The sequence below is a fragment of the Pseudooceanicola sp. HF7 genome, from assembly GCF_011806405.1.
GTDB lineage: Bacteria > Pseudomonadota > Alphaproteobacteria > Rhodobacterales > Rhodobacteraceae > Pseudooceanicola.
The window spans coordinates 103,921-127,174 of record NZ_JAATOW010000010.1 but is presented as its reverse complement, the minus strand read 5'-3'; the positions used below and the strand labels follow the sequence as shown (position 1 = coordinate 127,174).

Here is a 23,254-nt window from a genome sequence, read left to right as displayed (position 1 = left end):
GGACTGAAGAATGCTGAAACACCTGTCACTCGTGCTGGCGGTGCTGCTGGCCATGCCGACGGTTGCGCAAAGCGCCGACGCCACCGCCTATGGGGCGGCACCCTATGACCTGCTGTTCCGCGACGGCACGCTGGACGAGATCCCGCGCGACAGTGCGGTCGTCTATCACCGCGCGGTCACCAACAGCCTCATGCCCGCTGCCGCCACCCGCGACAGCGGCGACATCGCGCTGCGCTTTCCCCCCGGCGAAGAGGCCATGGCGGAGATCACCCTGACCCAGGGCGACAAGAGCCGGGGCCTGGGCCGGTTCCCCGCCAGCGTCGGCAATCCGATGATCATGTTCTTCTATGAAACCGTGATCCGCGACATGGCCGAATCCGCCGGTGGCAGCCCCTTCTACATCCGCAACCGGGTGAAGGATGCCCTGGTCCAGCCCGCCGAGGTCGTCGCGGGCGAAGCGGAGTACCAGGGCCAGATGGTGCCGACCCGCACGGTCAGCCTTTACCCCTTCCGTGAGGATCCCAACCGCGACCAGATGAAGGGCTTCGGCGATCTGGAGCTTCAGGTCGTCATGTCAGAGGCCGTGCCGGGCTGGTACCTATCGCTGATCGCCACCGCGCCGGGGACAGAGGCACCGGTCTACCGCTCTGCCATCACCTTCGACGGGCTGGAGGATGCGCAATGAAACGCCTGACGCTTTCCGCGGCGCTTTGCGCGCTGCCGCTGACCGGTGTCGCGCAGGACGTGCAGCAGCGGTTCAACGATTATCCCACGGCGGCGCGCGCCGATTACGTCTTTGCCTGCATGGCCACCAACGGGCGCAACCGGCAGGTGCTGGAACAATGTGCCTGCTCGATCGACGAGATCGCGCTGATCCTGCCCTATGAGAAATACCTGCAGGCGGAAACCGTGCTGTCGATGCGCCGTGTCGGAGGCGAACGCATGGCGGTCTTCAACAGCGCGGTGGCGGCGCAAACCATGGTCACGGACCTGCGCCGCGCCCAGGCCGAGGCCGAGGTGATCTGTTTCTAGGCCCGGGGGAGGGGGCCTAGCCCTGCATCGCCTTGGACAGCTCCTGGGTAAAGCTGTTGCCCTCCGTATCCGTGGCCTTGACGGTCAGCACCTCTGCGCCGTTGTCGTCATAGGCAAAGCGAAACACCGGGTTCTCCGAGATCGAGATCCCGCCATCGACGGAGAACAGGAAATCGTCTCCCTGCCAGACTTCCATATGGTCGATGAAATGCGCCGGGATGAACAATTGAGTCACCTGATCGCGTTGCAGGCCCGAGTAGTTGGGATGCCGGATCATGATCTGCGCTTCGCGGCGCGGGACGGACATGGCGGGTTCCTGGAACATGCGCAGCTTCATCTGCCCCATGCCGTCCAGCGCCAGTTCCGGATCGCGCGTGGCCGGGGCGGAACAGCCGCCCGAGGCCTTCACGAAGCGCCCGTTCATGCTGAGTCCCTGGTCGGTTTCGGCCAGCACCCGCAGATTGGAATACTGGTTCACCCGCACTCGCAGTTCGAAATCAAGCGGCGCCATGGCCTTGGCAAAGGTCATCACGGCCGCCACGGGCGCGGGGTTTTCATCGATGACAACGGTCGCTTTCTGGATCGGCAGATCGGGGTCGACCTGGTGCAGTATCACCGGAACCGTCGCCGCGTCATGGGCACGGTAGGGGGCCTCTACATCGATGATGCCGGTGCCGTCCGAGATCGGCACGTCCCCCACGACATCGCCGCGCAGCTCTGCCCAGGTCGGGCTGTCGATCAACGGGTTTTCCACCGCGTCGCCAGCGGGCACCGGCCCGGCCAGCAGAAACACAAGGGCCGCCGCACAAAGGGTTGGCGCGAAAAGGGTTGGATGGGTCATGCCGTCACCTCCTCCGTGAGCACGGGGGGATCATGCCATGACTGCAGCCTTGGCGATACCGAGCGCTTGGTCGGTACCGGGGCATGGGAAAGGGGGGCCGCATGTTCGAAGCCATTGTCCTGATCTGCCTGACCACGGGCGCGCAGCCTTGCCGCGAGGTCCTGCTACCGGGATACGAGGGCGAGACCCGCGCAGCCTGCGAAGCCGCGCTTGCCGCCGACCCGCCGCAGGGCGATCCGGTTTGCCAGCCTGCCCTTGCCCCGCTGCCGGTGACAGAGATCGCGCCCGGCGTCTTCGTGCACACCGGGCAGATCGCCGATGCCGACGGGCAGAACCTGGGCGATGTGGCGAACCTGGGCTTCGTGATCGGGGGGCGCTCCGTCGCGGTGATCGACAGCGGTGCGGCCCGCTGGATCGCAGAGGCACTGTGGCGGGCGATCCGGGCCCAAACCGATAAGCCCGTCAGCCACGTGATCCTGACGCATATGCATCCCGATCACGTCTTCGGCGCCTCTCTCTTCGAAGAGGTCGGGGCAAAGGTGGTCGCCCATGCGGCCCTGCCGAGGGCGCTGGCGGACCGGCAGGAGAATTATCTGGTAAGCCTGTCCCGGCTGATCGGCCCTCAGGCGCTGATCGGCACCACCGCGCCCCGGGTCAGCACGGCGCTGACGCAGGAAACCAGGATCGACCTTGGCGAGAGGGAATTGAGCCTGACCCCCTGGCCGGTGGCCCATTCGCCCAGTGACCTGACCGTCTATGACGCGACCACCGGGACGCTCTTTGCCGGGGACCTGCTGTTTCATGACCAGACCCCGGCGCTGGACGGAAGCCTGCTGGGCTGGCAGGCGGTGATGGCGCAGCTTGAGAACATGCCGCTGGCCCGGGTGGTGCCCGGCCACGGGCCGGCCTCCCTGCCGTGGCCGGAGGGTGCGGCGGACCAGGATCGCTACCTGGCCCGGCTGCTGGTGGACACCCGCGCGGCGATCGAAGCGGGCACGCGCCTGGGCGAGGCGGTGGAAAGCATCGCCGAGGAAGAGGCCCCGCACTGGCAATTGTTCAAGGATTACAACCCGCGCAACGCCACCGTCGCCTTCACGGAACTGGAATGGGAATGACCCGTCAGTCCTGCCGCATCTCAGCCTGCAACAGCTGCGCGATGGCATAGAGCCGCTTTTCCAGCAGCGTCGGCGTCTCGCAGAGGTAGGTGATGTTCTGCTGGCGGTCCGAATAGATCAGCTGATCCCAGTCGAGCTGCTCTTCCAGCGCATCCACCTTGTCGAAATCGGGATCCTCAAGCGCCATCTGCGCGGACATCTCCCCGCGCGCGGCCTCGATCTTTTCGCTGAGGGCGATCTGGCTGAGCGAGAATTCCTCGATCCCGTGCATGATCCGGTCGCGGCGGCGCGAGAGGCGCTCGAAGACCCGTTCGAAGACCAGCCCAAGGGCTTCGGGGCTGCCATCGTGGCGCTCGGCAAAGGCGGCGATTTCGGGGGCCAGATCTTCGGGCGCGATTCTGCGCACGGCCAGCACATCCGCCAGATGCTGCACGTCCTCTGCCAGCCCTTCGCGCGTGGCCTCCGGCACCGGGCCGGCCCACATCAGGCCGACCGACAGCTGGCCCACCTTTCGCTGCACGCAGGGCCAGGTCGGGTCCGAGTAATCGGTGGCAAGCGCAGGCGTGGCCAGGCAGAGCCCGCTCAACGCCACGATCCCGGCCAGTGAGCTGGCCCGCAACTTTGGGTGTACCATCTGTCGTCTCCTCCGCCTGCAACGATGCCCCAGAGCGGCCTGCAAGTCCACGTCCGGCCAATGCCCACCATGGTCTGCATTGTCCGGTATATGACCGCACACCATACTCGATCCGAGGACGCGTCTGTTCCGCAGAATGGCCGGGCGCGAAAGGGAGATTGATCTATGCGAACGCGTGCTGCCGTGGCTCTTGAAGCTGGCAAACCTCTTGAAATCATGGACGTGGAGCTGGACGGCCCCAAGGCGGGCGAGGTCCTGGTTGAGATCAAGGCGACGGGCCTGTGCCACACGGATGAGTTCACCCGGTCCGGGGCCGACCCCGAGGGGTTGTTCCCCAGCATCCTTGGCCATGAGGGCGCGGGAATCGTCATGGAAGTGGGCGAGGGGGTCACCACGCTGAAGCCGGGCGATCACGTGATCCCGCTTTATACGCCGGAGTGCCGGGAATGCGCGTCCTGCCTGTCGGGCAAGACGAATCTTTGCACCGCGATCCGCAATACCCAAGGCCAGGGCCTGATGCCGGATGGCACGACCCGGTTCAAGATGCTGGATGGCACGCCGATCTATCACTACATGGGCTGCTCGACCTTCGCCAATCACACCGTGATGCCTGAGATCGCGCTGGCCAAGGTGCGCGACGACGCCCCCTTCGACAAGATCTGCTACATCGGCTGCGGCGTCACCACCGGTATCGGCGCGGTGATCAACACCGCCGGGGTCGAGATCGGATCCACCGCCGCTGTTTTCGGGCTGGGCGGCATCGGTCTGAACGTGATCCAGGGCCTGCGCATGGCGGGCTGCGACATGATCATCGGCGTCGACCTGAACGACGACAAGGCGGAGATGGCGAAGAAGTTCGGCATGACGCATTTCGTGAACCCCTCGAAGGTGGACAGCACGGTCGCGGAGATCGTGAAGCTGACGCAGACCGATTTCGACCAGATCGGCGGCGTGGATTACTCCTTCGATGCGACGGGCAACGTGAAGGTCATGCGCGACGCGCTGGAATGCTCGCACCGTGGCTGGGGCGTTTCGGTCATCATCGGCGTGGCACCCGCGGGGGCCGAGATCAGCACCCGCCCGTTTCAGCTGGTCACGGGGCGCGTCTGGAAGGGCACGGCCTTTGGCGGCGCCAAGGGGCGCACCGATGTGCCGAAGTTCGTCGACTGGTACATGGACGGCAAGATCGAGATCGACCCCATGATCACCCACAAGCTCAAGCTGGAAGAGATCAACCACGGCTTCGACCTGATGCACGAGGGCAAGTCGATCCGCGCCGTTGTGGAGTACTGAGCGCGCATGGAAACCGTATCGGAAAACAGAAGCTTCGATGGGGTTCAGGGCGTCTACACGCACGACTCTGACGCCTGTGGCTGCGCGATGACCTTTGCCGTCTACCTGCCGCCCCAGGCCAGGACGGAAAAGGTGCCGGTCCTGTGGTACCTTTCCGGGCTGACCTGCACCCATGAGAATGCCATGACCAAGGCGGGGCTTCAGGAACATGCGGCGCAATACGGGCTGGCCGTGGTCTATCCCGATACCTCGCCGCGTGGCGCCGGCGTCGAGGATGACGAAGCCTATGACCTGGGGCAGGGGGCCGGGTTCTACCTGAACGCCACGCGCAATCCCTGGCGGCCGCATTTCCAGATGTACGACTACATCACCAGGGAACTGCGCGACCTTGTGGTGCAGAAGTTCCCGGTGCTGGACCGGCACGGCATCACCGGACACTCCATGGGCGGACACGGGGCGCTTACCATCGCGATGCGCAACCCTGACATGTATGATTCCTTGTCGGCTTTCGCGCCGATCGCCAATCCAACCCAAAGCGATTGGGGCAAAAAACAGCTCAGCGCCTATCTTGGCGATGATGAATCCACTTGGTGCGATCACGATTCAACTCTACTTCTGGCAGAGCGTGGCTGGAAAGGTGAGCTGCTGATTGACCAGGGGGGATCGGACCAGTTTCTTGACCTGCTGAAGCCGGAAGCCCTGGCCGAGGCCATGATTGCCCACCGCCAGGCGGGCGTCTTCAGGATGCAGGAAGGGTACGACCATTCATATTTCTTCGTGAACTCCTTTGCCGGGGACCATGTCGCCTGGCACGCAGAGCGCCTTCTTTAGGAAACCCCAGATTCTTCAGGAAACCCCAGACAAAGGCTTAACATGATCAAGAGAGTTTTCGGCACGACCTTTGCAACCCTGCTGACCTTCGCGGCGCTGACGCCCGGCGATGTGCTGGCCGGCGACGCCGAAGCCGGGAAGAAGTCGTTCCGCAAGTGCCAGGCCTGCCACGCGGTCGGCGAAGACGCGCAGAACAAGGCCGGACCGGTCCTGAATGACGTGGTCGGCCGCCCGGTCGCAGCGGTCGAGGGCTTTGGCTATTCCGATGCCCTGGTCAAGCTGGGCGAGGCCGGGGACACCTGGACACCAGAGGCGCTGGACGCCTTCCTGACCAAGCCGCGCGACTACGTGCCGGGCACCAAGATGTCCTTTGCCGGCCTGCGCAAGGAAGAGGACCGCGCCGACGTCATCGCATATCTCATGACCTTCTCGGACGGAGGGTCCTGACACGGAATGTCCGCCTGGCCGGGAGGAGAGAACTGGCAGGGCGGCACATGAGGCAGAGAAGGGTGGAGACCCGGTCTGCCATGAAGCGGCGAAAGCCGCACTTTTCGGGAGGAAAAGACATGAAGACCTTGAAGATGATGACATCGGGCTTCGCCATTTGCTGCGCCGGGATGGCGATGGCAAACGACGACCTGATCTCCAGGATGGACGACCCGACGCAATGGGCGATCCAGACCGGCGACTACAAGAACCAGCGCTACTCCGAGCTTGACCAGATCAACGCCGAGAACGTCGGTGACCTGCAGGTCGCCTGGACCTTCTCGACCGGCGTGCTGCGCGGCCATGAGGGCTCGCCCCTCGTTGTCGACAACATGATGTATGTTCATACGCCTTTCCCCAACATCGTCTATGCGCTCGACCTGGAGCAGGAGGGCAAGATCGTCTGGCGCTACGAGCCCAAGCAGGATCCGGACGTGATCCCGGTGATGTGCTGTGACACGGTCAACCGCGGTGTCGCCTATGCCAACGGCAAGATCTTCCTGCACCAGGCCGATACCAAGGTCGTCGCGCTGGACGCCAAGACCGGCGAAGTGAAATGGGAAGCCCAGAACGGCGATGCCTCCAAGGGCGAGACCAACACGGCCACCGTTCTGCCGGTGAAAGACAAGGTCATCGTCGGCATTTCGGGCGGTGAATTCGGCGTGCGCGGCTCCGTCACTGCCTACGACATGGAAACCGGCGAACAGGAATGGCGCGCCTATTCCATGGGCCCGGACGAGGACATCCTGGTCGATCCGGAAAAGACCACGCACCTTGGCAAGCCGGTCGGAGAGAACTCCGGCACCAATACCTGGGAAGGCGATCAGTGGATGATCGGCGGCGGCACCACCTGGGGCTGGTATTCGGTCGATATGGAAGAGAACCTCTTCTATTACGGCACCGGCAACCCCTCTACCTGGAACCCCGCGCAGCGTCCCGGTGACAACCGCTGGTCCATGACCGTCATGGCCCGCGACATCGACACCGGCATGGCCAAGTGGTTCTACCAGATGACGCCCCACGATGAATGGGACTACGACGGCGTCAACGAGATGATCCTGACCGAACAGGAGATCGACGGGGAAGAGCGCAAGCTGCTGACCCACTTCGATCGGAACGGCCTGGGCTACACCATGGACCGCGTCACCGGTGAGTTGCTGGTCGCAGAGAAGTTCGACCCTGCCGTCAACTGGACGACCGGCGTCGACATGGACCCGAACTCCGACACCTATGGCCGTCCGGCCGTGGTGGCGGAATATTCGACCGAGCAGAACGGCGAAGACGTGAACTCCACCGGGATCTGCCCGGCGGCGCTTGGCTCCAAGGACCAGCAGCCGGCGGCCTATTCGCCCAAGACCGAGCTGATGTATGTTCCCACGAACCACGTCTGCATGGATTACGAACCGTTCCGCGTGTCCTACACCGCCGGTCAGCCCTACGTGGGCGCCACCCTGGCGATGTACCCGGCCCCGGACAGCCACGGCGGCATGGGTAACTTCATCGCCTGGGACAACATCAACGGTGAGATCAAGTGGTCCATCGCGGAGCAGTTCTCTGTCTGGTCCGGCGCCCTGGCGACCGCGGGCGACATCGTCTTCTACGGTACGCTTGAAGGCTACCTGAAGGCGGTGGATTCCGAGACGGGTGAAGAGCTTTACAGCTTCAAGACCCCCTCGGGCATCATCGGCAACGTCATGACCTACGAACAGGGCGGCAAGCAGTACCTTGGCATCCTGTCCGGGATCGGCGGCTGGGCCGGGATCGGCCTTGCGGCTGGCCTGACCAACCCTAACGACGGTCTTGGCGCCGTGGGCGGCTATGCCGCGCTCAGTGACTACACCGCGCTTGGCGGTCAGCTGACGGTCTTTGCCCTGCCGGATTGATCGGCGCATCCAAACAGGGCTGGCGCGGCTTCAAGGCCGCGCCGGTCCATCCAGAAAATTCCTCCATAGACAGGTGAGCTACATGAAACTGACGGGAAGACTGCTCGCGCTGGCGCTGATCGCAGGCGCCACCGCTGCGACAGCACAGGAAGCCGACAACCTGACTGCTGCCTACTCCGAGGACGGTCGCTATTTCACCGAGGATGACATCCCCACCTACAACGTGGAAGAGGATGGCACCGTCGACTGGCTTACCTATTCCGGTTTCCGTCGCTATCACTCCGAATGCCACGTCTGCCACGGCCCCGAAGGCGAAGGGTCCAGCTATGCGCCGGCGTTGAAGAAATCCGCGATCGACATGGATTACTACGACTTCGTCGACGTGGTCGTGAACGGACGCAAGCGCGTCTCTGCGTCGGATAACTCCGTCATGCCGGCGTTCGGGGATAACCCGAACGTCATGTGCTACCTCGACGATATCTACATCTACCTCAAGGCGCGCGGCGCGGACGTGGTGCCGCGGGGCCGTCCCGGCAAGAAAGAGGCCAAGTCGGACGTGATCCGCGAGGATGAAAATGCCTGCCTGGGTATCTAAGGCCCTTGGCTTCCTGACCGCGCCGGGCCTGGTTGCGGCGGGCCTGGCGGTCCTGGCCATGGGACACGCCCAGGCGCAGACCTCTGACCTTGTGTCGACCAGCGCGCTGCGGGTCTGCGCGGACCCGGCGAATGATCCGATGTCCATGCAGGATCAGTCGGGCTTTGAAAACAAGCTGGCCGACCTGGTCGGGGACAAGCTTGGCCTGCCGGTGCAATACACTTGGTATCCGATGGCCACGGGCTTTGTGCGCAACACGCTGAAAGCGCGGGAATGCGACGTGATCATGGGCTATGCGCAGGGTCATGAGCTGGTGCTGAACACCAACCACTACATGACCTCGACCTACGTGTTGATCGTGCCGCGCGACAGCGAGCTGGCAGAGGTGACCACCCTGTCGGACGACCGCCTGAAGGATCTGCGCATCGGCATCATCGCCGGCAGCCCGCCCGCCACGCACATGGCGCGCAACGGGCTGATCGGCAAGGCGCGCTCCTATGATCTGTTCGTCGATCGCCGCCACGAAAGCCCCGCGCAGGACATGCTGGCGGATCTTGAGGCCGGAGAGACCGATGCCGCGATCCTGTGGGGGCCGATCGGCGGGCCGCTCGTGCAGCAGGATCACCCGGATTTCACCGCCATTCCGCTGGTCCGGGAAACCCTGCCGCCCAAGCTCTATTACCGGATCACCATGGGGGTTCGGCAGGGCGAAAAGGTCTGGCAACGCGAGCTGAACTCGCTGATCCGCCGCAACCAGGATGAGATCAACGCCATCCTGGCAGAGGCAGGCGTGCCGCTGATTTCAGACCTGGGGGATTCCGTGCTGGACGTCTCGCAATGATCAAGGGGCTGGCAGCCCTGCTGCTGGCAATTCTGCCGGGCGCGGTCACGGCTGAAACCGCGCCGGCTGAACCGCCCGGCTACCGGATGCAGGACTATCGCGCGCCGGTGCCTGCCACGCTGACGGGCGCCAGGGTCGTCGGGGTCGCAGAAGCGCGTGACCTCTGGGAGCAGGGCGACGTGGCCTTCATCGACGTGCTGCCCCAGCCCCCGAAGCCCCCCGATCTGCCCGAAGGGACGATCTGGCGCGACAAGCCGCGGGACTCGATTCCCGGCGCGATCTGGTTGCCGAACACGGGTTACGGAGCCATCGCCGAAAGCACCGCCGCCTACTTTCGCCGCGGGCTGGACAAGGCGACGGGGGGCGATCCGGCGCAACCCATTCTGTTCTTCTGCCTCACGGATTGCTGGATGAGCTGGAATGCCGCCCGGCGCGCGGTCGAATGGGGCTATTCCGCTGTCTACTGGCTGCCGCAGGGCACGGATGGCTGGGCTGCCGCCGGCCATCCGCTGGAACGCGTCCTGCCCGAAGAACCGCAGCCCGGCACCGAATAGACCCTAGTCCGCCGTGCCGGCAATGAACCGGCCAAAGGCGCGCGGCCCGTCGCAGGTGTCCAGCACCGCCACCACCTGAAGGCTCTGCGTATCCACCACCGTCACCGTGTTCTCGAACCAGTTCGCCACCACGATTCGCGTGCCTTCGGCGGTCGTGTCGATGCCCTCGGGGTATTCGCCCACGTCGATGCGGCCCAGATCCTTCAGCGTCGCCAGGTCGATGACGCTGAGGGTATCCTCGTACTGATTGGTGACAAAGGCGCGCCCGGCGGCGAAGGCCACGCCATAGGGGCGCGCGCCAACCGGCACCGTGGCAAGCCGCGCACCGCTGCCGGGGTCCAGGATGCTGAGGTCATCGGAGCCGACATTGCCCGCAAAGAGCCGCCCGTCAGGCGCAAAGCGCAGTCCGAAGGGGCGGGTGCCCACCGAAACGCGGTGCAGCAGCGCAAGCGTCCCGGCATCGAAGATCGAGACCTGGTCGGCATCGCGATCGGCAGAAGCCAGGAACCGCCCGTCAGGCGATAGCGCCAGCCCGGCCGGGGCCGCGCCTGTGGTCAGCTCCTGCAAGGGCTCAAGCGACTGGTCCGCCAGCACCCAGATCCGGGCATTGTACCAGTCAGAGACGAAGATGCGCCCGCGGGATTCGTCGTGGGCGATACCGATCGGGCCGCCGTCCAGCGTGACCTCGGCCAGCACCTGGCCCGTGCGGTCATGGCGGCGGATGGTCTTGCTGTCCGCCGCCACGGTGTAGATCGCACCGGAAGCGGCCACGGCCACGCCCGCAGGCTGGCCCGGCACCGACCAGCGCGCAACCTCGGCCCCGCTGGTCAGGTCAAGAACGCTCAGCGCCGTCCCGTTCTGGCAGGTCACATAGGCCCTGTCCGCAAGGGCGGGCAGGGGGGAGGCGACCAGCAGGATGGCGGCCACAACACGGGCCGATGCAGCCGGTATGGTGGCGCCGGTCAGGCGGCGGCCGGGCTTAGTTCGACGGCGCACCGAAGCGCTCGACAAGGGCGCCCAGCCCGGCGGCATAGACATCGGTGACCGCGGCGATTGCGGCTTCGTCGTTCAGCTCTTCTGGCGGATCGTTGTTGGGGTAGCCGCGGTAGAAGGCCCCGCGCCATTCCACCAGCGCGCCGCCGCTATCAAGCGGTTTCACCGTGAGATGAGAGGAATAATTGGTGACCGGCAGCACGGCCACGTCGACCTCCGTGATGCGGTAGGAATAGCTCATCTTCTCGTCGCTGTACTTGTAGAGCACCTCTGCGATGGTCGGCCCGCCGGCTTCGCCGAGGGTCAGCAGGCGGGTGGCGTCGATGTCATTGCCGCCTTCACCCTCCGTCGAAAAGACGACCGGGTGCCAGCTCATGTCCTGGAAATCGCCGATGGCCTCCCAGACCTCTGCCGGATCGGCGGCGACCTCCGTGGTTAGCGTGATCTTCTGGCGGGTCGGCCCATGGGCTGCGGCCAGTCCCGGCACCAGCATCGTGGCCAGCACCAGACTCATGAAAGTACGTTTCTTCATTTCCCCTCCGGTGGAAAAAAGGCCGTCTTGAGGATGTATTTCATCCCCCTCAGCCAGGCTTCATCGGTGTTGGAGCGTATGTCGACCACGCGCCCCTTCACCGTCTGACCCGTTCCCGGGTCCCTCATTTGCAGGTTCATCGTCAGGATCAGGTTCGAGACCTTCTGAACTTCGCCCACCAGTATGAAATCAGCGCCCAGCTTGTCCGCCATCCGCACGTCGCAGCCATAGCATTTCGCCGGGTTCACGACCCTGTCCAGGTCCGCCGCGACCGGCGCCAGATCCAGCAATTCATAGCCTTCCTGCGTGAAGCGATCCGCGATCAGCTCCTCAAGCATCTCAAGGCGCGTCTGCTCTGCGGGGGCGGCGCCCAGCTCTGCGCTTTGCAGCGAGGAATCCAGCAGGGTCACGCCGAAAAACGCCACGCTTTCCTGCGCAATCGCAGGCGTGCCAAGGGCGATCAGAAGGGCGGCCAGGACCAGCTGCATGAAACCATTCTTAGAAATTAAGAGTCGCAGTTCATCGTGCAGTTGTTACCTTCGATCAGGCAACCGGACCAAAAGTATCGGTTGCGCGGAGGCCCCGTTTCTCTTGGGATATCAAGAACAAGCTCGAAACGGTAACGGGGTGGGGAGGACATGTTGAGACGGATTTTTGCCCCGCTTTCGGCGGCGCTGATGTGCATGGGTCTGGCCGGTCAGGCCAGTGCTCTGGATGTAAGGGCGGCGGTGCTACGCATCGACTCTCCCCGCCTGTTACCGATCTCTCGATATGACCTTACTCCCGACGACCTGGGGTTTGCCGGGGCCATGCTGGCCGATGACGACAACGGCACCACGGGTTCGTTCCTTGGTCACACCTACGAGACGGCTCAGGTCTCCGCCTCCCCGGAGGATGCTGATGCCGCTCTCGACGGGTTGCTGGCGGATGGCGTGCGCCTGATCGTTGTCATGGCAGAGGGGCCCGACCTTCTGCGCCTGACCGACCGGGCCGCGCAAGAGGGCGCGCTGGTGCTGAACGCCACCGCGCCGGAGGCCGAGCTGCGCTCCGGTGAATGTCGCGCCTCCCTTCTGCATATCGCGCCGTCCAATCTGATGCTGGCCGATGCGGTGGCGCAATTCGCGGTCTGGAAGAAATGGGACGAATGGTTCCTTGTGTCCGGCTCCAACCCGGCGGACCAGGCGCTGGCCGATGCCTACCGCCGCGCCGCCCGGAAATTCGGGGTGGAGATCACGGAGGAACGCGAATTCGAGGACACGGGCGGGTCGCGGCGCACAGACAGCGGCCACGTTCTGGTGCAGCGGCAACTGCCCGCGTTCACCCAGGGGGCAAAGCGGCATGACGTGCTGGTCGCGGCTGATGACACCGATTACTTCGCCCGCTACCTGCCCTATCACCTGGCCACCCCGCGCCCCGTCATGGGCTCCGCAGGCCTGCGCCCGGTCACCTTCCACGCCGCGCATGAGGCCTGGGGCACGACCCAGTTCCAGACCCGCTTCGAGGACCTGACAGGCCGCTACGCACGGCCCGAGGATTACAACGTCTGGCTGGCCCTGCGCGTGATCGGAGAGGCCGTGACCCGCGCCAATACCAACGACCCCCAGGAGATCCGGGATTACGCGCTGTCAGGCGCCTTCGAGCTGGCCGCCTTCAAGGGCCAGAAGGTGACCTTCCGCGACTGGAACGGCCAGCTGCGCCAGCCGATCCTGCTTTACGACGGCATGATCACCGTCAGCGTCAGCCCGCAAGAGGGCTTCCTGCACCAGACCTCGCCCCTGGATACGCTGGGTCTTGATCGCCCGGAAACCGACTGCACCGCTTTCAACTGATTGGAACGCTTGATGAAAACGCTCCTTGCCTCTTCCCTGCTTGCCCTGATGGCCGCCACGCCGGCCCTGGCCAACAAGGCCTTCGTGTCCAACGAACGCGGCAACACGATCACCGTCGTTGATACGGAAACATGGGAGGTGCTGACCGAATTCGACGGCGGCAACCGCCCGCGCGGCATCACCATGAGCCCGGATGGCACGAAGCTGTATGTCTGTGCCTCGGACGACAATATCGTGCGGGTCTTCGATACAGAGACCTACGAAGAGCTGGAAAGTCTGCCCTCGGGCCCTGATCCGGAGCTCTTCGTCCTCGATCCCGAGGGGCAGTACCTCTACATCGCGAACGAGGACGACAACCTTGTCACGGTGACCGATACCGGCACCCGGACCATCAAGGCGGAAGTGCCGGTGGGGGTCGAACCCGAAGGGATGGCGATCAGCCCGGATGCCAAGTGGGTGGTGAACACCTCTGAAACCACCAACATGGCGCATTTCATCTCGACCGAGGATTACCAGATCAAGCACAACGTGCTGGTCGACCAGCGCCCGCGCTATGCCCAGTACACCGATGACGGCACCCGGCTGTTCGTCTCGTCAGAGATCGGCGGCACGGTTTCGGTCATGGATATCGCCGAAGATGGCACGCCCAGCATGGTCGGCAAGATCGCCTTCGAGGTGCCCGGCGTGCTGCCCGAATGGCTGCAACCCGTCGGCATCAAGATCACGCAGGACGGCAGCCGCATTTTCGTGGCCCTTGGCCCGGCGAACCGGGTGGCGGTGATCGACGGGGAAAGCCTGGAAGTCATCGATTACATCCTGGTCGGTCAGCGCGTCTGGCAACTGGCCTTCACGCCGGGGCAGGACTTCCTGCTGACCACCAACGGCAATTCCAACGACATCACCGTGATCGACGTGGCCGCCGAAAAGGCGATCAAGTCGGTGCCGGTCGGCCAGCAGCCCTGGGGCGTGGTCGTGACCCCCAATTGAAGGAGCCCGCGATGAAAAAGATCCTGCCCGCCGCCGCCTTGCTGTTCGGCCTGTCCCTGCCCGCCACGGCGGCCCCGCTTTGCGATGACCTGGGCTTTGCCGGTCTGCTGGCCGCCTGCAACCGGGGCGATCCGATCGAGGTGACGCTGGCCTCCGGTCAGCCGCTCGGAGAGGACGTGACCCTGCAATCGGGTGCCTATTACAAGATGAACATCACCGCCGATGGCTCTGCCGAACTGGCGGTGACCGGCTCCGATTTCTTCCGCGCGATCTGGATGAACGAGATCGTCATCAACAAGATCGAGGTCCGCCCCATGGCGATCGACTCGCTTGAGTTCGACGATGCCGGCACGGCGGAGCTCTCCTTCATTGCCATCAAGCCCGGCACCCACGTGCTGCGCATCCCCGGCTCGACCGGTGACGCGCAACAGATCCGAATCAGCATCCAATAGGAAGGCCCTGACATGAAACGCATTATCGCCCTTGCCCTTGCCAGCTTCATCGCCGCCCCCGCCCTGGCCGATCACCACGAGGTCCCGCAGGACACCGTGGACAAGATCACTGCCATGCTGACGGAGATGAACTGCCAGATGGACCCCGACGATATCGAGATGGAGGACGACGGCTACGACCTGGACGACGTGATCTGCGAAGGCGGCAACCAGTTCGACATCAAGCTCGACAAGGACCTGAAAGAGGTCAGTCGCCGGGCGGAATAGACCCGCCGGCCCCCGCCGATCCACTTCAAGCCAAAGCGGTCGGAGTGCCGCGCGCCAAAAGGGAGATACGACATGCCTGGTTCCATCACGCGCCGCGCGCTTTGCGCTCTGGTCGCCCTGACCATCGCCGTCCCGGCCTTTGCCCAGGATCTGCCAAAGATGCGGGCGGCGGTGCTGAAGATCGGCACCGTCAACTGGGAGCTTCAGACGATCACCGACAACGACTTGGACACGGCCAATGGCTTCGAGCTTGAGGTCATGCCCTATGCCGACAACGGCGCGACCCGCGTCGCCGTGGAGGGCGGAGAGGCCGATATCGCCGTGGCCGACTGGATTTGGGTCGCGCGGCAGCGGGCGGCTGGCAAGGATTACGTCTTTGTCCCCTATTCCAAGGCGGTCGGCGGGCTTGTCGCGCCCAAGGGCAGCGGCATGGAAACCCTGCAGGAGCTGGCCGGGGGCAAGGTCGGCATCGCGGGCGGGCCGCTCGACAAATCCTGGCTGATCCTGCGCGCCTATGCCCAGCAGGAATACGGCATGGACCTGGCCGAGGTGACCGAACAGGTCTACGGCGCGCCGCCGCTGATCTTCAAGACCGGGCTCAGCGGGGATCTGACAGGGGCGATCAACTTCTGGCATTTCCTGGCCAAGATGAAGGCCGCCGGCATGGAAGAGGTGATCTCGGTCGAGACTGCGGGCAAGGCGCTTGGGCTGAACACCGACACGCCTTTGCTGGGCTACTTCATGAAGGAAAGCTACCTGGCAGAGAACCCCGACATCGCCCAGGCACTTTACGATGCCAGCCGCGATGCCAAGGATCTGCTGGCCACCGACCCCGCCGCCTGGGAGGCGATCCGCCCTGCCATGAATGCGGCCAATGACGCGCAATTCGACGTGCTCAAGGCCGACTGGCTGGCCGGCACGCCCGCCCGTGGCCCGGTGGATATCGAGGGCGCGAACAAGCTGCTGGCCCTGATGAACGATCTGGGCGGCGAGGAACTGGTGGGCAAGGCGACCTCCGTGCCTGACGGCTTGTTTGCCGACATCAAGTGAGGTCGGCTGCCCTGATGCGCCATTCCGGCGTGACCACGCCCGTCCTGTCGATCGTCGGTCTGCTGCTGCTCTGGGTCGTCTGCGCCACCCTGACGGCGGATCCGACGGTCCTGCCCCAACCCTGGGCGCTGATTGCCCCGGCGGCGCGGGAGCTTGCCTCTGGCACGCTGCTCTATCACTTGGGCGCGACGCTGCTGCGGGTGATCTGGGCCTTCGCGCTGGCCATGGCGATCGGGGTCACGCTGGGCCTGGCGATGGGGCGGTCCGAGCGGGTCAATCGCTGGCTCGATCCCTGGCTGGTGATCTTCCTGAACCTGCCCGCGCTGGTGCTGATCGTGTTGTGCTATCTCTGGATCGGGCTCAATGAGACGGCGGCGATCATTGCCGTGACGCTGAACAAGATCCCCAATGTCGCTACCGTCGTGCGTGAAGGGGCGCGCGCGCTCAGCCCAGAGCTGGATGCGATGGCCAAGGTCTATCGCATGTCCTGGTGGGCGCGGATGCGCCATGTCACCCTGCCGCAGCTGGCGCCCTTCATCACCGCCGCGGCCCGCTCCGGCGTGGCGGTGATCTGGAAGATCGTCCTGGTGGTCGAATTCCTGGGCCGTTCGAACGGCGTCGGCTTCCAGATCCACCTATATTTCCAGCTCTTCGACGTCACCATGGTGCTGGTCTATGCGCTGTCCTTCATCGCCGTGATGCTGACGGTGGAATGGGCGCTGCTGCAACCCTGGGAGCGCCGCGTCCGGCGGTGGAGAACCGCGTGATCCGGGCTGACATCACATCGAAGTTCTTTGGCGAACAGCAGGTTCTGGGGCAGGTGCAGTTCACCATCGCGCCGGGGGAAACCGTGGCGCTTCTGGGGCCCTCGGGCATCGGGAAATCCACCATCCTGCGGATCATGGCCGGGATCGACACCCGTTTCGAAGGCCGGGTGACGCGGCCTGAAAACATGGCCATCGTCTTCCAGGAACCCAACCTGCTGCCCTGGCGCAATGCGCTGGACAACCTCTTGATCCCGCACCCGACCCTGGGGGCAGTGGCTGCGCGCGAGGCGCTGGAAAAGGTCGGGCTTGCCGGGCGCGACGAGGCCTTTCCGGGCCAGCTGTCCCTGGGCCAGCAACGCCGCCTGGCGCTAGCGCGCGCCTTTGCCGGCGCGCCGGAGTTCCTGGTTATGGATGAACCCTTCGTCTCCCTTGATCCCGAAATGGCCGACCAGATGCTCTCTCTCACCGAAACCCTCATCGCCGAGGCACGCCCGGCGACCCTTTTCGTCACCCATGCAAGGGCCGAGGCCGACCGGCTGGCCGACCGGGTGATCGCGCTTTCAGGCCGCCCCGCAACCCTGTCGCAAAAGGCGGATGCAGCGTGACCGGCGGTCTGGATGTGCAGGATCTGAGCTTCAGCTACGGGGCGAAACAAGCGCTGAACCATGTCAGCTTTGCCGTGCCGCCGGGGCGCTTCTGTGCCCTGCTGGGGCCGAACGGCGCGGGGAAATCGACGCTGGTGTCGCTGCTGACGCGACTGCTGGTCTCACCCTCCGGTGCGATCCATATCGCGGGACAGGACCTGGGGCGCAGCCCGGGCAAGGCGCTGGCCCGGCTGGGCGTGGTCTTCCAGCAGCCGACCCTGGACCTGGACCTGAGCGTGCGCCAGAACCTGGCCTATTTCGCCGCCCTGCACCGCATTCCGCGCCGCGGGCTGAACGCGCGGATCGACGCCGTGCTCTCCCGGCTCGACATGGCGGAACGCTCCCATGAAAAGGTGCGCTCGCTGAACGGCGGGCACCGCCGGCGCACCGAGCTGGCCCGCGCCCTGCTGCATGATCCCCAGGTGCTGCTGCTGGATGAGCCGACCGTGGGTCTTGATGCGGCCTCCCGCGCCAGCATCGTGGCGCATGTGCATGACCTGGCCGACCAGGGGCTCTGCGTGCTCTGGACCACCCACCTGACGGACGAGGTGCGCGACAGCGACGACCTGCTGGTCCTGCACCGGGGTGAAATCCTGACGGCGGGCCGCAGCGGAGAGATCCGCGGTGCGCTCAGCCTGTCGGACTGGTTTCAAAGCGTGACCGGAGCCCCGGCATGAACGGCTGGCTGATCGCCCTGCGCGCCATCGTCGGGCGCGAGTTCCTGCGCTTCATCCATCAGCGCGAGAGGTTCCTGTCCGCTCTCGTGCGCCCGCTGGTCTGGCTGTTGATCTTCGCCGCCGGCTTTCGCGCCGCGCTTGGCGTGTCGATCATCCGGCCCTATCAGACCTACATCACCTATGAGACCTACATCGTGCCCGGCCTTTGCGCGATGATCCTGTTGTTCAACGGGATGCAGAGCTCCCTGTCGCTTGTCTATGACCGCGAGATGGGCTCGATGAGGTTGCTGCTGACCAGCCCGCTGCCCCGCTGGTGGCTGTTGTTCTGCCGCCTGCTGGGCTCCAGCGCGATTTCCGTGCTGCAGGTCTATGCCTTCCTTGGCATTGCTGCGCTTTTCGACATCACCATGCCCGGCTGGGGCTATGTCGCCGCGCTGCCGGGGCTGTTCCTGGGGGGGCTGATGCTGGGGGCGCTTGGCCTGGTGTTGTCCAGCCTGATCCGCCAGCTTGAAAACTTTGCCGGGGTGATGAACTTTGTCATCTTCCCGATGTTCTTCCTGTCCTCGGCGCTCTACCCGCTGTGGAAGATGGCCGAAAGCTCTGAGCTTCTCTACCGGATCTGTGCGCTCAACCCCTTCACCCACGTGGTCGAGCTGGTCCGCTTCCTGCTCTACCTGCAATTCAACCTGTCCGCCCTTCTCTGGGTGCTGGGCACCACGGCGGTTTTCGCGGTTCTGGCGCTATGGGGTTACGATCCGGCCCGGGGTCTGATGAAGCGCAAGGTCTGAAAGCGCGGCCCTCAGGCGTCGCGTTCCGAATTATCCACGACGCGGCATTTCCAGCTTCTGACCTGTTCGCCCGGATGCTCCTGGACCCACTTGGCAAGCTGGGGCTGGGCGCCCATCATGCACATCATCGGGGTGACATCGGTGAAAAGCAGGCTGCGTTCGCGGCAGGCTTCGGACTGGGGGGCCGTGGCGGCCATGCAGGTGACGAAAAGCAATTCGATCATGACAAATCCCTTAGCAATACATCCTTTGGTCGTATTCGACCCTGGCCCGGCATGCCTTATCATCCGGTGAAGCGCGGTCGTGCCATCGGGCAGATCCTTGGGGAGTTTGCATGATATCGGAGCAAATCCGCCCGCTTCGCCGCAGAATTGGGCGGCGTGGGATGCTGCGACGCAGAAACTTTTCCCTGAAGGCACGACTGGGGGCAGGGGGCGCCTTGCTGACCGCAGGAACGATTCTGACCGTCGCAACGCTCTATTTCGGCATGACAGCGGTTGGGGACCGGCTTGAGATGGCCCTGAACGCTGAAACGCGTATTTCGCGCTATTCGAACCTTTCTACCCAGGTGTCCACGTTTCTGGTCGTCTCGACGGAAGCAATCCAAGCAGAGCTGACGGGACCCGACCTGGGCGACAGGATCGCGCCGGTCGTCCGGGACATAGCCCAGACCTTCGGCCTGCTTCGGGCCGATCTTGAAAAGGCTGTCATCCAGGTCGAGGCCCTGGGACTGGACGCGCAATCGCGCTTCGGAACCCAGTCGCTTGGCCTGGCACGCATGCAAGCCCTGCTGGAGAGTACCATCGTCGGGCTGTCCGGTCGAGACGCTGACAAGGATCAGCTGCGCGCGCGGATCAACGGTTTTGCCTCTTCCTTCGATCCGCTGCTCAACCAGGCCGTCAACGCAGAGCTCTTGTTTCGCAACGATATTCTGGCCGGGGTCGAACGGCTGCGGCACCGCTTGTCCCTTGTGGCGGTCCTCATCGGGGCGCTGTCGGTCTGCATCGCGCTGGCCTTCTACTTCGGGCTGGTGCGGCCCCAGTTCCTGCGGCTGGACCGGTTGCGGGATGCCGCGCGCCAGATCGGGCATGAGAATTACGCGGTCGCCCTGCCTGAAACCCGCGATGACGAGATCGGCCACCTTTACGCGGAAACCAACCGCATGGCCCAGGCCCTGTCACAGCGCGAGGCCACCGTGCGCGCGGACCGCGATGCCCTGAACGAAACCATCCTGCAGCGCACCGCCGAACTGCGCGCAGCCAATGCAGAGCTGGCCCGCACGGATGAGAACCGCCGCCGCTTCTTTGCCGATATCGGCCATGAGCTGCGCACGCCCCTGACCGTCATCCTGATGGAGGCGCAGATCGGCGTGAAACAGGGGCCAGAGGCCGATCCAGCCTTTACCCGCATCGGTGAGCGGGCAGAGCGGCTGAACCGGCGGATCGACGACCTTCTGCGCGTGGCGCGCTCTGAAAGCGGTGAACTTGCGCTGGATGTTCAACAGGTTGACCTGTCTGTCATTCTCACCCAGGTCCAGGAAGAGGTGGGGGCCGAATGCGACAGCGCCGGCATGATGCTTGAGCTGGTGCCGGGGCCCGCGCTGCCGGCCATGGCCGATGCCAACTGGCTGCGTCAGGTCACGGTGGGCCTTGTGCGCAACGCCATCCGCCATGCGCGGGAGGGCGGCGCGATCCGGCTGGAGCCGATCGCGGAACCGGGTGTCGTGGGGATCACGGTGCTGGACAACGGCCCGGGGGTTCCCGAGGCAGAGCAGGACCACCTGTTCGACCGTTTCGTGCGCGGGGCAAGCTCTGTCGGGTTCGGCATCGGGCTGGCGCTGGCCCGCTGGGTCGTGGAGGCGCAGGAGGGCCAGATCGCCCTGCAAAGCCCCGTGGCCCGGGCAGAGGCCATCGGCGCGGCGACCGGGACCAAGGTTTCCATTCGCTTTCCGCGCCGCGAGGCATAGAAAGGTTCCATGGCCGCGCGTTTGCTCATCATCGACGACGACCCCGGAATCACCGCTGCCCTGGCGCGGGGGCTGGCGATGCATGGCTATGAAACTGCTGCAGAAAATCGGGCCGACCGGGGATTGCAGCGCCTGACGAGCGAGGCCTTCGACGGGGTCATCTGCGATGTCATGCTGGGCGCGGACACCGGCGTGGAACTGGTCCGGGCGGCGCGCGCTGCCGGGGTCGGCGCGCCGATCATCATGCTGTCGGCCCTGTCGGATGTCGATCACCGCGCTGCGGGGCTTGAGGCCGGGGCGGATGATTACATCGTCAAACCCTTCGACTTCGATGAGCTGATCGCGCGCCTGAAGGTGCAGGAAAAACGCGCCCATGACAGCCGCCCCACGCCGGCGATCCTCTCCGTGGCGGACCGCAGCCTGCGCCTGTCGGACATGGCTATCACCTTGACGGAGCGGGAATTTCACCTGTTGCAGACGCTGGCGGAGAATGCCGGAACGCCGCTGTCCCGGGGGAAAATCTTCGATACGCTCTGGGCCGGAGAGGGCTCAAGCACCGAAAATGTGGTGGATGTCTACATCGGCTACCTGCGCCGAAAACTGGCCGGGCGGGACTTTGGTTTCGAGATCCGCACGCAGCGCAACCGGGGCTTCTGCCTGGATGGACTGGCCCCCCGGATCGAGTGATCCGGCACCGCTGAACACCCGCAAAACAAGGGCTTTCTGTGCAAAAATGCAGGGGCGCGGCGGGGGCTGCGGACCGCGTCGGTGCCATGTCTGTTTCACGTCGGTATGACGTCGGTATCACGTCGGTGCGCAGCGCGCGGTGGGGCAGCGGTTTGGTAATGTGCGGGGGCGCACCATGGCGCCCCGCAGTACCTTCATGCCCGGTTCAGGACTGCTCTGACGCGATCACGCTGCACCAGTGGCGCGGGCCAAGGCCCTGGTCAGAGGCCAGCGTGGTAAAGCCGCCGTCCACCGGGATGTCGCAGCCCGTCACCCAGGAGGCGGCATCAGAGGCGGCGAAGACCACCGCGTTGGCCACTTCCTTCTGACGCCCCACACGGCCCAGCAGGTTCACCTTTGCGCCGGCCTTGTCAGCGATGTCGCGGTCGCCATCGGTCATCGCCTCCATCGGCGGGGTCCAGGTCCAGCCCGGGCTGACGGTCAGCGCGCGGATGCCATCGGTGCCCAGTTGCACCGCCATCAGCTTTGCCAGCTGCGCGATGGCGGCCTTGCTGACGGAATAGGGGCCGCGCGAATGGTTGCCGGACTTGCCCGACACGCTGCCGATCAGCACCACCACGCCGCCGGGAGCGGTCAGCATGGGCCGCGCCTTGTCCACCAGGACAGAGGCCCCGACCACGTTGATGTTGAGAGAGGTCAGCCAATCCTCCCGCGCCGTGGACAGGCCGGAATCCAGGTAGGAGCAGGCGTTGTGCACAATGATGTCGAGCTTGCCGAAACGGTCGCGGCAGTCGGCCAGCGCGGCGTCGATATCGCCGTCACGGGACAGGTCCATACGGTGATAGGCCGCGCGCTCGCCCAGGGTCCCGGCCAGGGCTTTGCCCGCCTCGTCCTCGATCCCGGTGATCAGCACGTTTGCGCCGGCTGCGTGCAGCTCTGTCGCGATGGTGCCGCCAAGGCCGTGGGTGCCGCCCGTGATAAGCGCTGTTTTTCCGCTCAGATCCATCTTTGGCTTGCCTTTCCTGTTGTGTCTGTCGTGCCCGTCGCGCGCCTTAACCTGCGGCGCGTTCGGCCAGGCCGCGAATGAGGAACATTTCCGCTTCGTGGATGGTGGAGGTCTGAAGCCAGGCGGCTTCGTCCTGGTTCACGTGGCGCCAGGTCATCAGGGTGACGACGCAGCTGCCCTCTTCATGGCCCAGCAGGACCCCCGGCAGGACGCGGGCGCTGTTGCGAAAAGCCAGGGCATCCGGGGCGCGGCCCACGTCGTAATCCACCAGCAGGCGGTCGGCATCGACGTTGAGCCGCACGAAGGTGCGCCCGCCGTCGAACATGGAGGTGCCGGCATAGACGCCCTGGCCCAGGTCCTCGCGGTCGAAACTGCCCCAGGCCCACTGGCCCTGCTGGATGCCGTCGGCCATCAGGCCAAAGACCTGGTCTGCGGGGCGGGCCACCTTGATGCTGCTGGTATGGCAATGCGGGTCGATCATTCCGGTCCTTTCCACGGGGGCCC

Annotated in this window: 29 protein-coding genes; 21 read left to right on the top strand and 8 right to left on the bottom strand. The window is 64.8% G+C overall.

Features of this window, described 5'->3' with window-relative positions; translation table 11 throughout:
* Window positions 1-10 precede the first annotated feature (10 nt).
* The gene (locus HCZ97_RS08235; RefSeq protein ID WP_167688216.1) at window positions 11-685 is read left to right on the top strand and encodes a hypothetical protein; all 675 of its coding nucleotides are present in this window, start codon (window positions 11-13) and stop codon (window positions 683-685) included.
* Window positions 682-1,032, top strand: a complete 351-nt coding sequence (locus HCZ97_RS08230; RefSeq protein ID WP_167688215.1) for a hypothetical protein — start codon at window positions 682-684, stop codon at window positions 1,030-1,032. Before HCZ97_RS08235 ends, HCZ97_RS08230 begins: the two co-directional genes overlap by 4 nt.
* A gap of 16 nt (window positions 1,033-1,048) precedes the next feature.
* On the opposite strand, the gene HCZ97_RS08225 is transcribed toward HCZ97_RS08230, so the two are convergent.
* Window positions 1,049-1,873 carry a quinoprotein dehydrogenase-associated SoxYZ-like carrier gene (locus HCZ97_RS08225; protein ID WP_167688214.1) on the bottom strand — a complete coding sequence of 275 codons (825 nt, stop codon included), beginning with the start codon at window positions 1,871-1,873 and terminating at the stop codon, window positions 1,049-1,051.
* A 101-nt stretch (window positions 1,874-1,974) separates the two neighbouring features.
* Here HCZ97_RS08225 and HCZ97_RS08220 point away from each other — a divergent pair, with 101 nt between their 5' ends.
* Window positions 1,975-2,988: a quinoprotein relay system zinc metallohydrolase 2 gene (locus HCZ97_RS08220; protein ID WP_167688213.1), complete on the top strand. Its 1,014-nt coding sequence runs from the start codon at window positions 1,975-1,977 to the stop codon at window positions 2,986-2,988.
* A gap of 4 nt (window positions 2,989-2,992) precedes the next feature.
* Here HCZ97_RS08220 and HCZ97_RS08215 read toward each other — a convergent pair whose 3' ends face one another.
* A complete protein-coding gene (locus HCZ97_RS08215; RefSeq protein WP_167688212.1) occupies window positions 2,993-3,622 on the bottom strand; it encodes a hypothetical protein in 630 nt (209 codons plus the stop codon).
* Window positions 3,623-3,787: 165 nt separating this feature from the next.
* Between HCZ97_RS08215 and HCZ97_RS08210 the strand changes: the two genes are divergently transcribed.
* The 7 genes from HCZ97_RS08210 to HCZ97_RS08180 all read left to right on the top strand — a co-directional run bounded on the left by HCZ97_RS08210 (window position 3,788) and on the right by HCZ97_RS08180 (window position 10,105).
* The gene (locus HCZ97_RS08210) at window positions 3,788-4,915 is read left to right on the top strand and encodes an S-(hydroxymethyl)glutathione dehydrogenase/class III alcohol dehydrogenase (protein WP_167688211.1); all 1,128 of its coding nucleotides are present in this window, start codon (window positions 3,788-3,790) and stop codon (window positions 4,913-4,915) included.
* A 6-nt stretch (window positions 4,916-4,921) separates the two neighbouring features.
* On the top strand, window positions 4,922-5,746 hold the full coding sequence (gene fghA, locus HCZ97_RS08205; RefSeq protein WP_167688210.1) for an S-formylglutathione hydrolase: 825 nt from the start codon (window positions 4,922-4,924) through the stop codon (window positions 5,744-5,746).
* Between the two features lie 42 nt (window positions 5,747-5,788).
* The gene (locus tag HCZ97_RS08200; RefSeq protein WP_167688209.1) at window positions 5,789-6,193 is read left to right on the top strand and encodes a cytochrome c family protein; all 405 of its coding nucleotides are present in this window, start codon (window positions 5,789-5,791) and stop codon (window positions 6,191-6,193) included.
* A gap of 119 nt (window positions 6,194-6,312) precedes the next feature.
* Window positions 6,313-8,115, top strand: coding sequence for a methanol/ethanol family PQQ-dependent dehydrogenase (locus HCZ97_RS08195; protein ID WP_167688208.1), 1,803 nt, complete (start codon window positions 6,313-6,315; stop codon window positions 8,113-8,115).
* A gap of 82 nt (window positions 8,116-8,197) precedes the next feature.
* Entirely contained in the window at window positions 8,198-8,710 is a 513-nt protein-coding gene (locus tag HCZ97_RS08190; protein WP_167688207.1) for a c-type cytochrome, methanol metabolism-related, read from the top strand.
* A gap of 58 nt (window positions 8,711-8,768) precedes the next feature.
* The gene (locus HCZ97_RS08185; RefSeq protein WP_254871424.1) at window positions 8,769-9,551 is read left to right on the top strand and encodes a substrate-binding domain-containing protein; all 783 of its coding nucleotides are present in this window, start codon (window positions 8,769-8,771) and stop codon (window positions 9,549-9,551) included.
* On the top strand, window positions 9,548-10,105 hold the full coding sequence (locus HCZ97_RS08180) for a PQQ-dependent catabolism-associated CXXCW motif protein (protein WP_167688205.1): 558 nt from the start codon (window positions 9,548-9,550) through the stop codon (window positions 10,103-10,105). Before HCZ97_RS08185 ends, HCZ97_RS08180 begins: the two co-directional genes overlap by 4 nt.
* A gap of 3 nt (window positions 10,106-10,108) precedes the next feature.
* Here HCZ97_RS08180 and HCZ97_RS08175 read toward each other — a convergent pair whose 3' ends face one another.
* The 3 genes from HCZ97_RS08175 to HCZ97_RS08165 are packed head-to-tail and all read right to left on the bottom strand — an operon-like array spanning window position 10,109 to window position 12,118.
* The gene (locus HCZ97_RS08175) at window positions 10,109-11,101 is read right to left on the bottom strand and encodes a YncE family protein (RefSeq protein ID WP_368484338.1); all 993 of its coding nucleotides are present in this window, start codon (window positions 11,099-11,101) and stop codon (window positions 10,109-10,111) included.
* On the bottom strand, window positions 11,085-11,630 hold the full coding sequence (locus HCZ97_RS08170) for an SRPBCC family protein (protein ID WP_167688204.1): 546 nt from the start codon (window positions 11,628-11,630) through the stop codon (window positions 11,085-11,087). Before HCZ97_RS08170 ends, HCZ97_RS08175 begins: the two co-directional genes overlap by 17 nt.
* Window positions 11,627-12,118 carry a DUF3280 domain-containing protein gene (locus tag HCZ97_RS08165; protein ID WP_167688203.1) on the bottom strand — a complete coding sequence of 164 codons (492 nt, stop codon included), beginning with the start codon at window positions 12,116-12,118 and terminating at the stop codon, window positions 11,627-11,629. Before HCZ97_RS08165 ends, HCZ97_RS08170 begins: the two co-directional genes overlap by 4 nt.
* A 150-nt stretch (window positions 12,119-12,268) precedes the next feature.
* Here HCZ97_RS08165 and HCZ97_RS08160 point away from each other — a divergent pair, with 150 nt between their 5' ends.
* The 9 genes from HCZ97_RS08160 to HCZ97_RS08120 all read left to right on the top strand — a co-directional run bounded on the left by HCZ97_RS08160 (window position 12,269) and on the right by HCZ97_RS08120 (window position 19,091).
* The gene (locus tag HCZ97_RS08160; protein WP_167688202.1) at window positions 12,269-13,459 is read left to right on the top strand and encodes an ABC transporter substrate-binding protein; all 1,191 of its coding nucleotides are present in this window, start codon (window positions 12,269-12,271) and stop codon (window positions 13,457-13,459) included.
* 12 nt (window positions 13,460-13,471) lie between these two features.
* Entirely contained in the window at window positions 13,472-14,446 is a 975-nt protein-coding gene (locus HCZ97_RS08155) for a YVTN family beta-propeller repeat protein (RefSeq protein ID WP_167688201.1), read from the top strand.
* An 11-nt stretch (window positions 14,447-14,457) separates the two neighbouring features.
* Entirely contained in the window at window positions 14,458-14,898 is a 441-nt protein-coding gene (locus HCZ97_RS08150; RefSeq protein ID WP_167688200.1) for a hypothetical protein, read from the top strand.
* A 12-nt stretch (window positions 14,899-14,910) separates the two neighbouring features.
* The gene (locus tag HCZ97_RS08145) at window positions 14,911-15,165 is read left to right on the top strand and encodes a PepSY domain-containing protein (RefSeq protein ID WP_167688199.1); all 255 of its coding nucleotides are present in this window, start codon (window positions 14,911-14,913) and stop codon (window positions 15,163-15,165) included.
* A 72-nt stretch (window positions 15,166-15,237) separates the two neighbouring features.
* Window positions 15,238-16,215: an ABC transporter substrate-binding protein gene (locus HCZ97_RS08140; protein WP_167688198.1), complete on the top strand. Its 978-nt coding sequence runs from the start codon at window positions 15,238-15,240 to the stop codon at window positions 16,213-16,215.
* Window positions 16,216-16,229: 14 nt separating this feature from the next.
* The gene (locus HCZ97_RS08135) at window positions 16,230-16,982 is read left to right on the top strand and encodes an ABC transporter permease (RefSeq protein WP_167688197.1); all 753 of its coding nucleotides are present in this window, start codon (window positions 16,230-16,232) and stop codon (window positions 16,980-16,982) included.
* Complete coding sequence (locus HCZ97_RS08130) at window positions 16,979-17,587, top strand: ABC transporter ATP-binding protein (protein WP_167688196.1); 609 nt, start codon at window positions 16,979-16,981, stop codon at window positions 17,585-17,587. The genes HCZ97_RS08135 and HCZ97_RS08130 overlap by 4 nt, the downstream gene beginning before the upstream one ends.
* Complete coding sequence (locus HCZ97_RS08125) at window positions 17,584-18,303, top strand: ABC transporter ATP-binding protein (RefSeq protein ID WP_167688195.1); 720 nt, start codon at window positions 17,584-17,586, stop codon at window positions 18,301-18,303. Before HCZ97_RS08130 ends, HCZ97_RS08125 begins: the two co-directional genes overlap by 4 nt.
* Entirely contained in the window at window positions 18,300-19,091 is a 792-nt protein-coding gene (locus tag HCZ97_RS08120) for an ABC transporter permease (RefSeq protein WP_167688194.1), read from the top strand. Before HCZ97_RS08125 ends, HCZ97_RS08120 begins: the two co-directional genes overlap by 4 nt.
* Before the next feature lie 11 nt (window positions 19,092-19,102).
* On the opposite strand, the gene HCZ97_RS08115 is transcribed toward HCZ97_RS08120, so the two are convergent.
* Entirely contained in the window at window positions 19,103-19,315 is a 213-nt protein-coding gene (locus HCZ97_RS08115; protein WP_167688193.1) for a hypothetical protein, read from the bottom strand.
* A 215-nt stretch (window positions 19,316-19,530) separates the two neighbouring features.
* Between HCZ97_RS08115 and HCZ97_RS08110 the strand changes: the two genes are divergently transcribed.
* Both HCZ97_RS08110 and HCZ97_RS08105 read left to right on the top strand, forming a co-directional pair.
* Window positions 19,531-21,057, top strand: coding sequence for a HAMP domain-containing sensor histidine kinase (locus tag HCZ97_RS08110; protein ID WP_254871418.1), 1,527 nt, complete (start codon window positions 19,531-19,533; stop codon window positions 21,055-21,057).
* A 9-nt stretch (window positions 21,058-21,066) separates the two neighbouring features.
* Entirely contained in the window at window positions 21,067-21,744 is a 678-nt protein-coding gene (locus HCZ97_RS08105; protein ID WP_167688191.1) for a response regulator transcription factor, read from the top strand.
* Between the two features lie 205 nt (window positions 21,745-21,949).
* On the opposite strand, the gene HCZ97_RS08100 is transcribed toward HCZ97_RS08105, so the two are convergent.
* Together HCZ97_RS08100 and HCZ97_RS08095 are read right to left on the bottom strand one after the other, a co-directional pair.
* Complete coding sequence (locus HCZ97_RS08100; protein ID WP_167688190.1) at window positions 21,950-22,750, bottom strand: SDR family oxidoreductase; 801 nt, start codon at window positions 22,748-22,750, stop codon at window positions 21,950-21,952.
* 46 nt (window positions 22,751-22,796) lie between these two features.
* On the bottom strand, window positions 22,797-23,231 hold the full coding sequence (locus HCZ97_RS08095) for a hypothetical protein (protein ID WP_167688189.1): 435 nt from the start codon (window positions 23,229-23,231) through the stop codon (window positions 22,797-22,799).
* Window positions 23,232-23,254 lie beyond the last annotated feature (23 nt).